The organism is Neobacillus canaveralius, assembly GCF_047237705.1.
GTDB classification, from domain to species: domain Bacteria; phylum Bacillota; class Bacilli; order Bacillales; family Cytobacillaceae; genus Neobacillus; species Neobacillus niacini_K.
This window is the reverse complement of record NZ_JBDFLL010000001.1, coordinates 4,911,596-4,924,187: the sequence shown is the minus strand read 5'-3', so window position 1 is coordinate 4,924,187 and position 12,592 is coordinate 4,911,596. Positions and strand designations below refer to the sequence as shown.

The 12,592-nt window shown below is 35.2% G+C and carries 11 protein-coding genes; 5 read left to right on the top strand and 6 right to left on the bottom strand.

All coding sequences use genetic code 11. The features are described from left to right. Positions 1-96 precede the first annotated feature (96 nt). The 3 genes from ABC255_RS24135 (at position 97) to ABC255_RS24125 (ending at position 4,218) form a co-directional block, all read left to right on the top strand. Complete coding sequence (locus ABC255_RS24135) at positions 97-1,674, top strand: glutathione ABC transporter substrate-binding protein (RefSeq protein WP_412997474.1); 1,578 nt, start codon at positions 97-99, stop codon at positions 1,672-1,674. 71 nt (positions 1,675-1,745) lie between these two features. Then, positions 1,746-2,984 (top strand): amidohydrolase family protein, encoded by a 1,239-nt coding sequence (locus ABC255_RS24130; RefSeq protein WP_412997472.1) that lies wholly within the window; start codon positions 1,746-1,748, stop codon positions 2,982-2,984. A gap of 13 nt (positions 2,985-2,997) precedes the next feature. Then, complete coding sequence (locus tag ABC255_RS24125) at positions 2,998-4,218, top strand: amidohydrolase (RefSeq protein WP_412997471.1); 1,221 nt, start codon at positions 2,998-3,000, stop codon at positions 4,216-4,218. Positions 4,219-4,261: 43 nt separating this feature from the next. Here the strand turns inward: ABC255_RS24125 and ABC255_RS24120 are convergent, their stop codons facing one another. Beyond that, positions 4,262-5,971, bottom strand: a complete 1,710-nt coding sequence (locus ABC255_RS24120; protein ID WP_412997469.1) for a PucR family transcriptional regulator — start codon at positions 5,969-5,971, stop codon at positions 4,262-4,264. 447 nt (positions 5,972-6,418) lie between these two features. On the opposite strand from ABC255_RS24120, the gene ABC255_RS24115 reads away from it, so the two are divergent. Beyond that, positions 6,419-7,705 carry a purine/pyrimidine permease gene (locus tag ABC255_RS24115; RefSeq protein WP_412997468.1) on the top strand — a complete coding sequence of 429 codons (1,287 nt, stop codon included), beginning with the start codon at positions 6,419-6,421 and terminating at the stop codon, positions 7,703-7,705. Positions 7,706-7,776: 71 nt separating this feature from the next. Here ABC255_RS24115 and ABC255_RS24110 read toward each other — a convergent pair whose 3' ends face one another. The 3 genes from ABC255_RS24110 to ABC255_RS24100 all read right to left on the bottom strand — a co-directional run bounded on the left by ABC255_RS24110 (position 7,777) and on the right by ABC255_RS24100 (position 10,213). Beyond that, positions 7,777-9,033, bottom strand: coding sequence for a DUF445 domain-containing protein (locus ABC255_RS24110; RefSeq protein ID WP_412997466.1), 1,257 nt, complete (start codon positions 9,031-9,033; stop codon positions 7,777-7,779). Between the two features lie 89 nt (positions 9,034-9,122). Further along, a complete protein-coding gene (locus ABC255_RS24105) occupies positions 9,123-9,722 on the bottom strand; it encodes a DUF3939 domain-containing protein (protein WP_412997465.1) in 600 nt (199 codons plus the stop codon). A 194-nt stretch (positions 9,723-9,916) separates the two neighbouring features. Further along, positions 9,917-10,213: a HesB/YadR/YfhF family protein gene (locus ABC255_RS24100; RefSeq protein ID WP_412997464.1), complete on the bottom strand. Its 297-nt coding sequence runs from the start codon at positions 10,211-10,213 to the stop codon at positions 9,917-9,919. Between the two features lie 304 nt (positions 10,214-10,517). On the opposite strand from ABC255_RS24100, the gene ABC255_RS24095 reads away from it, so the two are divergent. Further along, a complete protein-coding gene (locus ABC255_RS24095; RefSeq protein ID WP_412997462.1) occupies positions 10,518-10,853 on the top strand; it encodes a hypothetical protein in 336 nt (111 codons plus the stop codon). Between the two features lie 73 nt (positions 10,854-10,926). On the opposite strand, the gene ABC255_RS24090 is transcribed toward ABC255_RS24095, so the two are convergent. Both ABC255_RS24090 and ABC255_RS24085 read right to left on the bottom strand, forming a co-directional pair. Next, positions 10,927-11,106: a hypothetical protein gene (locus tag ABC255_RS24090; protein ID WP_412997461.1), complete on the bottom strand. Its 180-nt coding sequence runs from the start codon at positions 11,104-11,106 to the stop codon at positions 10,927-10,929. 112 nt (positions 11,107-11,218) lie between these two features. Further along, on the bottom strand, positions 11,219-12,568 hold the full coding sequence (locus ABC255_RS24085; protein ID WP_412997459.1) for a hemolysin family protein: 1,350 nt from the start codon (positions 12,566-12,568) through the stop codon (positions 11,219-11,221). Between the last annotated feature and the right edge of the window lie 24 nt (positions 12,569-12,592).

Here is a 12,592-nt window from a genome sequence, read left to right as displayed (position 1 = left end):
TCTATAATGCAGATAAGGATTTAAAAGGAAATGTGAAAATCATTCTTCCTTTTAAATTCAGAATCTTACAAAAAAACAACGAAGGAGAGACGAAAAATGGGGAGAAAAAAACGATTTATAAGAAATGCGATCCTATTAGTATTAATAGGATTAATGCTAGTGATTACTCAAGCATGTTCAACAAAATCAACTTCTTCTAGTGAAGGAGAAAGTAAAAAAGAAGGAGAAAAACAAGGCGGTACATTAACAGTTGTTCGACTTTCTGATGCAACCAAGCTAGATCCACATTTTATTACAGATATTCCATCAGCAAATATCATTTACCAAAAAGTTTATCAGGGACTTGTTGTACCGGATAAAGATTTTAAAATTCAACCGCTTTTAGCAAAAGAATGGACAGTAGTAAATGATACAACTTGGGAATTTAAATTAAGAGATGATGTAACATTTCATGATGGAGCACCATTTAACGCAGAGGCAGTTAAAGCAACTTTTGATCGTTTATTAGATCCAAATACAGGTTCACCGCAGCGTACGAAATTTGAAATGATTACAGAAGTAAAAGTAATAGATGATTACACAGTACAATTATTGCTTGCCTACCCTTATGCTCCACTTTTATCGATTTTGGCAAGTCAGGAAGGCAGCATCATCAGTCCCAAAGCTTTAGCTGAAAATCCTGAAAAACTGTCTGAGCACCCAGTTGGAACAGGACCATTTGTATTTGAAGCTTGGAAGAGTGGTCAAGAAATATCATTAACGAAAAATGAAAATTACTGGGGTAAAAAGCCAAATATTGATCGAGTAGTATTTAAAGTAGTACCTGAAGATGCAACTCGTCTTGCAATGATTGAAACGGGCGAAGCACATATCAACGACCAAGTACCTGTAACTGAAATTGAGCGAATCGAAGCTTCCGATACAATGGGTCTCTACCGTACAGAAGGACTAGCTGTCGAATATCTTGGATTTAACACAAAGAAAAAGCCATTTGATGATGTAAAGGTCCGTAAAGCAATCAGCCATGCGATTGAAAGAGAAGCTATTATTAAAGGTGTATATAATGATGTAGGAACACTCGCAAACGTAGCGATGAGCCCTAAAGTATTAGGATATAGCGACAAGGTTAAGCCTTATGATTATGATTTAAATGAAGCAAAGCAATTATTAAAAGAAGCCGGATACGAAAATGGTTTAGAAATTAAATTATTAACAAGTGATCGAAAAGAACGAATTAACATGGCAGAAGTAATCCAATCTCAATTAAAAGGAATCGGAGTAAATGTAGAAATCCAAGTAATGGAATATGGAGCTTTTATTGAAATGATCAATAATGGTGAACATGAAATGGTAATCAACGGTTGGGGAAATGCAACTGGTGACGGAGACTATAACCAGTATAATTTATTCCACACTGCGTCACAGGGGCCTGCAGGTAACCATTTCTACTACAGTAATCCAGAGGTAGATGAAAAAATTGAAGCGGCACGTCAAGAAACAGATGAAGCTAAACGTTTAAAGCTATATGAAGAAGTTATGCAAATTGAAATGGACGACGCCGTTTATATTCCAATTCGGAACTACGAGCATTTAGCGGCTCATAGTAAAAACGTCAGCGGTTTTTGGCTGAATGCTGCAAACTATCTCATGATTGATGATGTAGTAATTAAGTAAAGGTAACCAAGAGGAAAAGTACTTTTGTAAAAAAGTACTTTTCCTAATTTTTTTAAATAGGAGGAATAGGATTGACTACTTATTGGCTTACGAATGTCCGTTTAGAAAAAGGCTTCATAAAGGAAAATGAACGTATTTCTGGTACTGAGACAGAAATATGCCACTTAAAAATTGAAGATGAAAAGATTGCCGAGATTACAAATATTTTTCCAAATATTGAAGAGACACAGGTTGACGCTTGCAATCAACTCCTTCTTCCGTCGTTACGAGATATGCATATTCACATTGATAAAACGTACTACGGAGGACCATGGAAGGCTTGTACTCCACTCACAAAAGGCATATTTACCCGGTTAGAAGAGGAAAAAGAACTACTGCCGAAGTTGCTGCCAACCGCCCAAGAACGTGCTGAGAAAATGATTGAATTGTATTTGAAAAATGGTCATACCCATATTCGGACTCATTGTAATGTGGATCCTGTAATTGGCCTTAAAAATTTAGAGGCAACAGTGAACGCATTGAAAAAATACGAGGATGTTCTGACATATGAAATCGTTGCTTTTCCGCAACATGGATTGTTGAAGAGTGACTCTGTCCAATTGATTCGTGATGCAATGAAGAATGGGGCAACATTAGTTGGCGGCGTTGACCCAGCAACCGTAGACCGGAATATCGAAAAATCTTTATATACCATTTTTGATATTGCCGTTGAAAACAATAAAGGTGTCGATCTCCATTTACATGACCCCAACACTTTAGGAGCATTTACATTTGAACGAATGGCACAATATACGAAAGAAGCGGGTCTGAAAGGGAGGGCAACAATCAGCCATGCCAATGCACTAGGTGACTTACATGGGGAGGAGCTCTCAGATATTATTACAATATTAAAAGATCAAGAGATTGATATTACTACAACTGTCCCAGTAAATCGGCCTACAATTCCAATTCCAACTCTAGACAAGTTTGGAATTCAAGTTTCCGTGGGACATGACAGTATTACGGATCACTGGTCCCCATTTGGAACAGGGAATACGATCCAAAAGCTTGGCATTCTAGCGGAACGATTCCGATTGTCTGATGAATATTCTCTTTCAAAAACCTTAAAATTTGGAACTGGAGGAGTTACCCCGTTGAATGAGAAAGGCGAGCGTGTTTGGCCAAAGATTGGCGATGAAGCAACGATGATGCTTGTAAATGCAACCTGTTCTGCCGAAACAGTCGCGAGGAGGGCTTCTGTAGAATCGCTATATTTCAAAGGGAAAAAGGTTGAACGTAAGTTAGAAGAATCAAACCCGGTGCAGGTATAAAGGAGGAAATAGAATGACCACAGCATATTGGTTAAAAAACGTAAAATTAGAAACTGGCTACATACAGGATGAAAAAGGTGCCTACGAAACAAAAACAGAACTTTTTCACCTAAAAATTGAGGATGGAAGAATTATAGAAAAGCAGAGTAATAGCTTTGCTATTCAACCAAGTGAAAAAACGATCGATGGAAAAGAATTTTTAGCATTACCAACTTTTAAAGAAATGCACAATCATTTAGATAAAACTTATCTTTCGCTTGATTGGAAGGCACCTATACCTGCTAAAAACTTAGAAGAACGGCTGCGATTAGAAGCGATGGAGCTTGAGGCTTTAGCGCCAACAACAAAACAGCGTGCAAGTGCTATGATTGAATTGCTTCTTTCTCATGGTTCTACACACATTCGGTCACATGTAAATATTGATCCTTATATTGGTTTGAAAAATCTTGAGGGTGTTAAAGCGGCGCTTGAGGATTATTCTGATAAACTAACTTATGAAATCGTAGCTTTCCCGCAACATGGGTTATTAAAAGAAAATGTGATTCCGTTAATGAAAGAAGCGATGAGATCAGGAGCTAACCTTGTAGGAGGGCTAGACCCAGCAGGAATCGACTGCAACATTGAAAAATCCCTATATGAAGTGATGAATCTTGCGACAGAATTTGGTGCTGATATTGATATTCATTTACATGATAATGGACATGTCGGCTTGTATACGGTTGATAAATTTGTAGAGATGGTAGAAGAAGCAAAATGGCACCATCGGGCTGCAGTTAGTCATGCATTTTGTTTAGGAGAAGTACCACTACCACAACAGGAAGAAATTGCAGACAAATTGAGCAAAGCAGGTATGTCAATCATGTCTACGATACCTATTAATAGGACACTTCCGCCAATCGATTTGTTGGAACAAAAAGGAGTAAATGTTTACTTAGGCTGCGATGGTTTCTATGATTCCTGGGGACCATTTGGCACAGGTGATGTGTTGGAAAAGGTAACGCGCTACGGTGAACTTTTTCGAAAAAGTGATGAACGTTCATTAGCGCAGTCTTTAAAATGGGCAACAGGTGGTACAACATCTCTAAATAAGGATGGTGAAATTGCCTGGCCGCTTCAAGGTGATGAAGCAAGTCTTATTCTAGTCAATGCATCCTGTTCAGCAGAAGCAGTAGCAAGAACACCAAAGCGCGAGGCTGTTATGTTTAAAGGAAAAATATTTTCAGGACAATTGTAAATGAAAAGCCCCGTTGAATATGAATTAACGGGGCTTTGTTGCCTTATGAATCTGTACGAAGTTTCTTATTTAACAATCTAAAGATTTTTAATGCTAATTGGATTTGAAGAAGTTCTTCTGAATTCTTTAAATCAGTATTTAATATTTCTTTGATTTTCTCAATTCTATAAATGAGCGTGTTCCGATGCAAGAACATCGCTTTTGCTGTTTCACTGATATTAAGGTTATTCTGAAAATAATTTTCTAATGTAATAATGTAGCTTGTTCCATGTAACTGATCGTGTTCATAAACTTTTCCGAGCTGCTTCATAAAAAATTCTTCTAATTCCATGGTTTTAATATTGGAATCTAAAAAGTGATAGATAGAATGATCTTCAAAATGGGATACTCCGCCACTGTCTTCAAATTTTTGCATTAATCTTATCGATTCGTTTGCCTCCGAAAAGCTTTTATGTAGAGAACGAATCGTTTCGTATTGTCTGCCAATCCCGATTAAGAAGGTAGAATTGCCAATTTGCTTATTCAAAACACTATATAGGTTATTAGTGTATTGTTTTGCTTCATAAACAGAAACAGCTGGTCGGTTTTCATGCTGTCCAATTAAGATGATGATACGATTGTTTCGATAAAAGCAGGTAACTTCTCCGTCTGCTTTATTAGCAGAATCATAAATTAACTCTACACATTTTCTAGCTTTATTTTCCAAGCTTACCCTTCTAGCCACCATATCCTCATACTTTTCAAACTCCTCTGATTGTATATTAATCACAATACAGTAGTACATATAATTTGAATGAAGTCCGTGCAGTTCACTTAGCGTATGGATGGTTTCACTAGAGGTTATTTTACCAGTAAGTAAATCATCGAAAAAGTCCTGTCGAATTTTTAATTTCACTTCTTCTATTTCTTTGGCTTTTATTCTTTCAAGCGCAATGTTCGTCGATGCCTGTTCCAAAATGATGAAGTCAAATTCAGTTAGTTCACTTACTGTTTGCCATACAATGATATATCCATAAATATAGCTTGCTGCGGCAACAGGCAAGATTCTACAATTTATTTCCATACCGTCTAAATGATAAATTCGTTTAATAGTCTTTTTCATTTCACTAACATTTTTTGGAATTGAGTCGATGAATTCTTTTGGGAACGCAGGTCTATTTTTCACTAAATTAAGACAGTACGAAAGCGGAACTTTATTATGAATATGTTCTGTAAAGTCCACTAGCTTCCAATCTTCATTTACAAAAATAATAGGATTATTAATGGTCTCAGATAACATCGATAAAATTCTATCAATACCTCCGCCTTCAAGTGTAATCCTAAAAAATAAATTATGTATGTCTAGGGTTTTTCTATTTAATAAATCATATCTTCCCGAAGCTTTTTCATTAATAATCGAAATGACTCTTGATAATGTATATTCAAATGGTAACTCTATTAAAGGTAATCCAAGCTTGTTTGCTTGGTTAATCATGTTCTGTGGGAGTTTGTCAAAGTATCTTTTCATTTTGACGACTAATCCTGCACAGTTAATTTGAGCAAGTTCTTGAATGATTCGATTTTGTAATTCTTCATTGTCTTTAAATATATATCCTGTCGATAAAAGCAGTTCATTCGGTGAAAGCCAGTCGAATACTTCAGGATTTTCAATAATATTTACAATCGCGATCTCATTATTAATACCTTTTTCCCCAGCTACTATTTTTAATCCATCAATGGCTTTAATTTCAAAAAGGTCCTTTACGGTCAACAATCTTTACACATCCTAAATAATCATTTCATCCACTTTCATTGTACAACATGCTCAAATGAAATCAAGTCTTTATGGTTCAGGTAAACAATGACTTTGATAGGCATTAGAACAAAAATGTTCTTAGCAACAAGTATGGTTCAAAAAAGGATTTTCAGAGAATAATGGATTAAGAGAGAGTATTTTTGATCCTGATAGCTTATATTAAGCTGTCGTTTAAAGAAGAGTAAGATTGCCCTGAACAAGTATTTGTGACAATTTGAACACAATTGGTTGTGCACTATGCCTAAAAAAATAGGGTAAATTCGGGCAAGGTAACCAATAAAGTTTTAGACTCTTTCATAAGCTTAACAATAAATCATATTTTGTTATAATTGAGAATGTCCGTTGCTGTCACTTATTGGTACGGGACTTTGATATTCTTGAATTTGAAAGGTTACTAAATGAACAATGAATACAAAAAACAAATATTTAAGTGTGTTTCAATGGTTTGTCTACTTACTTGCTAATTCTATTGCGCTTCCAATTGTAATTGGAAATGTATTTCATCTATCTACAACAGAAATATCAGCCTTAATGCAACGAACGTTTTTTGTCGTAGGATTAAGCTCTTTTATTCAAGGGAAATTTGGCCATAGATATCCAATAGTAGATGGACCAGCTGGCTCTTGGGTTAGTATTTTTGTTATCTTTGCGAGCATTGGGACACAGCAAGGGTTGACATTGATGGAGACAATACGGACCCTTGAGGCGGGATTGATCATTGCTGGAGTAATATTATTACTGTTAGGGATAACTAAGTGGGTTCAACATTTATTGATTCTCTTTACACCAATTGTAACTGGCACGTTTCTGTTTATATTAGCTATTCAATTAAGTGGTGTCTTTTTAAAGGGAATGGTGAAAATGGATAGCAACACGGGCCACCTGGATGTAGTGAGCTTTCTCATAGCTATTTTTACTTTTTCTTTTATCATTGTACTTTCCTCTAAAGCTAAGGGATGGTTAAAAAACTATGCAATTCTATTAGGAATCATAGCAGGGTGGGTCGCATTCATAATTTTTGGAAAAGGTCATCCAAGCAATTCAATATTAACAACTGATATTATTAAGCTACCAGAAATTTTTCCATGGGGTTTCCCCGTAATAACTGGAAGTGTATTGGTTACAACGATTTTATTTACTTTTTTACTCATTTCTAATACATTTGCCGCGATTACCGCTGCAGAGGAAGCAATCCCAAAAAATAAAGGACAATTCCGTGTTAAGCTTTATCGGGGAACTTGGATAGGGGGAGTTTCTCATCTTTTTTCTGCTGTATTCTCAACAATTGGTGTGGTACCTTTACCAGCTACAGCTGGCTTTGTCAGATTAACTAAACAATATCAAATCATTCCTTTTCTGTTTGCATGTGGGATTATGGTAATCATTTCAGTGTTTCCGAGTATTGTTGGCTTATTGGCTTCCTTACCATTACCCGTAGCCAGTGCTGCTCTTCTGACCACACTAATCGAGATGCTTGGGATAGCCATTCGCTCACTGACAAAACAGCCATTAAATGACCGGAATAGTACAGTTATTGGGTTATCCTTACTAGTTGGAATTGGAGTTATGTTTTTACCAGATGAAACCTTTAGCGGTCTTCCATACATCATTCAAAACATAGGTAAAAATGGTTTATTAGTGGGTACATTACTAGCAATGATTGTTGAACAACTTTGGAAACCTAAAAAATAGCTGCAGAACACAAATGTTCTGTAGCTATTTTTAATTTTTTTGCTGTCTGACATCCATCTTTAATTAAACTTCTAAAAAATTAATTTTAAACCTACCAAAACGAGCCCGATTAAAAAGCCGCACACAGCACCATTTACACGAATCCATTGCAGGTCTTTTCCAACATTGTTTTCAATCATATGAATAAGAGTTTTATTATCCAATTTCTCTAAGTTTTCTTCCACGAGCTTTCCAACCTTCGAATGATTATTATCGACAAAAATGGAAATTTGCTGCTGAATCCAGGATTCAATGCCTTTTATTTTTTCTTCATCTGTTTTCAAATTTTCAAGTGCTTTTGATAAATGAGGAAGGAGATAATCCTCGTAAAAATTAGGTAATTCAATAAGAGCGATTGCTTTTTCTTTAAGTTGATCAATAAAATCAGTGATTTTATCCTCTAATTGCCATTGTGATAGCATTTGTTCTTTAATATTATTTATTTCCAAAGCTAGGTTTTCATCGGTTTTAATATCTTGTAGTTTTGTGCTGATATGAAAAAGCAATGTTTGTCTATTTTGATTAAATGGATCCCTAAAGCTTTGAACACCCTTTTGAATGAGACCTTGAATAATGTTTCCTAATTTCTCCTCATTGACAATATTCGTAAAGGATTTTAAAGCAAATTGCATAAAACCATCCGCTTTAATATTTTCCAGAGCGTCCACTGCCATTCTTCCAAGTTTTTCTTTTGTACTTTCTTTTTTGGACCATTCATCGATTTCTTTTAGGACAAAATCAAGCGCTTTTTCATCATACTTCCTCTTTAATAGTTGATCAATTACGACAGGAAGATACCTACTTACATCTAAATCTTTCAGCTTTACTTTCAATTCGCTTTCGATGATGGGTGCCAATTTTTTACTATCAACCGAATGAAGTAAATGCCGGATTAGCTTAATCGTAACATTTCTTACATGCTGCTCGGTGATGGCTTGCTCAGCAAACTTAAAGAGCTTTTCGGTAAAAGGAATGCTCGATACTTTCTTTCTAATACTTTCTTTCGTCAGCCAATCATTTTCAAGCATTGAAATAATAGCTGCAATAATTCTCTTACGGTTTTTTGGTAAAAGTGCCGTATGCGGTATAGGTATACCTAGAGGGTGGCGAAATAGCGCGGTAACCGCGAACCAATCTGCAAGACCTCCAACCAAGCCTGCTTCAAATCCTCCCTGAAGGATTGTTCCCCAAAGAGAATCCTGAAAAGGGAACGTTACAATAAAACCTGCTCCCATGACAGCTAGAGAAATCGTCGCTATATGCTTCGATTTATTCTTTTTCTTCGACATCTGTGTATCCCTCATTTTTACTAAAATATGGTTGTTTATTGATATTATCTCAATAACATCAAAAAAAGCAAAAAAAAACTCTTCCAACGTTACTGAGAAGAGTTTTCTACTTTCTTTTTTTTAGGTGCAATATGAGTTATGAGTCCATCCATTTCGGTAATATAGAACTGTATTTCAGGACTGGATTTCAAATAATTTTCTTGAATTAATTGGTAGTAGTTCACTCTTCGCTGTGGGTCAAATCGCAGCATAGGATATTCTTTTCGTTCCTTAACGTATAAATCTACTGCCTTTTGAATCATGTCCATTTCGGCAGGTATTTTCTTTTCGTTTTCCTCAAACAAATCATAGGTTTCTTTAGACATATAAAACTTTTTAGCAGGGACCCCGCCTAAAATATTTGCTAGCTGTTTAAAATCAATACTGTTATCATCTTGTACAATAATCGTTCTATAAACACCCTTTGGCAGATTATCTGAAAATTGCCTTACAGCTTTACGAACCTGGTCAATGGTTACATCAATGATTGGATAGTTTTGTGCTTCTTGCAGATTAATTTGTGAGTCATTTTTAAACTCAGTAGTTTTATTTACAGGTTTTTTATAATATTTTTGTATGATTACGTAACCTGTAAAACCTCCAATCCCAGTCCCGAGGAAAGTGAAAATAATTGTAAACCAATGTTCCATATTGTCCAATCCCTTCTACGTAGGTTAGGAGTCATCCTGCTCACACAATTTATTATATAGGCGCTTACATTATTCCAATACAGATCGCATATTATTCTAATTTTTAATAAATGTAATTTAAGTATACTAATAAAATAGGAAATAGGGCAGCCATTTATGATGGGTGCCCTGAGGAAATAAATATTAGAGAAGTGTTAGTTACTTGCAAATGTGTCTTTAAAACTTATTTGAATTTCTTTTATTTCATCGTTATAGGATAAATAAGTTTCAGTATCCTCGAAAAACCATACATCGTTTCCTTCTACATATAAGTTAATACCATTTATTTCTTTGGTAAAGCCGATATTTGATGGAGACTCTGCAGAAAACGCCAGGCTAAAGCCCTTATGTTTTTCACCGAAGCCATCATATTGCGGATACATTCTCACTGTATTGATCTCAAATTCATTCGTAAACCACTTTACAGCTTTTTCATCAATAGAAATTAACATCAAAAATGCACCAACCTTTTCAAAATGGTAAAAGCTATGATAGGACTGAAAACTGTTAATTTAAAAAGAAATGGTTATCATATCTTTTGTTACTAGATTAAGGCTATTTATTTGATTTGCATGTGATATTTTTCACAAGGAATTCAGTCTTAGAGCTTATTTTTAAAAATGTTCATATTTCCGCAATAAACTTCATGAAAAGTGGATACTAAAAAAACGTTTAGTATTGTTTTGGAATTTGTAACATATTCAGAGTGTTAAAGGTGTTAAAATGGATTTAACTACGAAAAGGGAGATTCTAACAATGGAGCAAAAACTTGATAAATTAACTGAGAACATATCTGATATTAAAACCCTAATAAATACGTTTAATAAAACGCTAGAAAACATCGAAAATAGACTCTCTCGATTGGAGCAAATGGATAGTATTGAGCACCGAGTTGAGGTGAATCAAATTGACTTATCAGATATAAAAGAGTCACTGCAACGCATTGAAGACGTGCAAGGCAATGTAGTAAAACAATTAGAAAAAACACACGGAAATGGCGAGGAAATTAAGCATATTAATCGCCGCCTTGATTCACACCTTATTAAATTAGCCAAAGCAGAGGAAGATATCATCATCTTAAAAAACAGATAAATAAAAAAAAGATCAGATATGATAAACTGATCTTTTTTCATGTGATGAACAAAAGCGGTGAAATCGCTTCCGATTATTTACCAAATAAAGCTTTAAGCGCCTTGTAGATAAATGCTAAAGAAAAGATAACCATTGCTAATGAGCCAACGATATCAAAAATCGGACCTAAAAAGCTTAAATATGATACCATTTCTACACTCATTAAAACAAATCCAGAAAGTATTGCCGCTAAAAATAAGAAAATTAATTCCATCCTAATCTCCCTCCCTTTAGTTATAGAATATGATTACAAGGCTAAAGGTGATTGGATTATCGAAGAAATATTACAATTATATTACAAAAAAACAGACCTTAGTGGTCTGTTTTTAAGAAAGTACTTCTGTTTGAGGCAAAGCTATCTTATTTGTAGTTGCTTCTTCCTTTGTAATCTTAGTTACCTCGATATATTTAATATGGTGATCCTCCATATCAAGTATTTTGAAAGTATAGGATTCGTGATGAATGGAGTCTCCTTCTTTGGCCTCATAATTCTCGGTTAATATCCAGCCGCCAATGGTGTCAATATCATCATCATCGATATCGACGCCCAACAAATCATTCACCTCTGTGACTAAAACCTTAGAATCTATAATATAATGGTTTTCCTTGATTTTACGGATCATCGGAATTTCATCCGAATCGAATTCATCGCGAATTTCCCCAACAATCTCTTCAAGGATATCTTCAACCGTAACCAGGCCAGAGGTACCGCCATATTCATCCATTAAGATAGCCATATGCATTCGATCCTTCTGCATTTTTACAAGCAAATCATGAATTGGTATGGTCTCGATGACTCTAATTATCGGACGAGTATAGTGTTCAAGTGTTTTCGTTGAAAGGGTTTCTTTACTGATTAAATCCGTCACCATTTCCTTAATATTAACTAGACCAATTATATGGTCTTTATCACCATCAATAATTGGATATCTCGTATATTTTTCCTCACGAATCACTTCCAGAAAAGTATCCAGGGTATCATCTTTAGATAAGGAGACAATTTCTGTCCTAGGAACCATAATTTCTTTGGCAATACGGTTATCAAATTCAAAAATTTTATTTACATACTTAAACTCAGATTGGTTAATTTCGCCACTTTTATAGCTTTCTGAGAGGATAATTCGAAGCTCTTCCTCGGTATGTGCCATTTCGCTTTCAGAGACCGGCTTGAGACCAAAAATACTCGTTATAATTCGTGCAGACCCATTTAATAACCATATAAACGGGTACATCACTTTATAAAAGAAGATTAGTGGCCGTGACATGACCAGAGTAATCAATTCAGCTTTCTGAATAGCCAATGTTTTAGGTGCCAGTTCTCCAACGACAACATGTAAAAAAGTAATGGTCGCGAATGCGATCCCGATTGATAATACATGGGAAACACCTTCAGGAATTTCTAGCCCATTGAAAAGGGGAGTGAGTAAATGCTCAATGGTGGATTCCCCAATCCAACCTAAAGCAAGAGCAGTAATTGTAATTCCTAACTGACAAGCTGAAAGATATTCATCTAAGTTTGAAATGACTTTTTTTGCTGGAATAGCACTCGAATTACCTTCCTCAATTAACTGGTCAATTCTTGAACTGCGAATTTTAACAATAGCAAACTCTGAAGTTACAAAAAAAGCAGTTAACGCAATTAAAATGGCTATTAAAACCAAGTTAAATATGTCCAAATAAGTTCCCTTAGCTCGTTATAT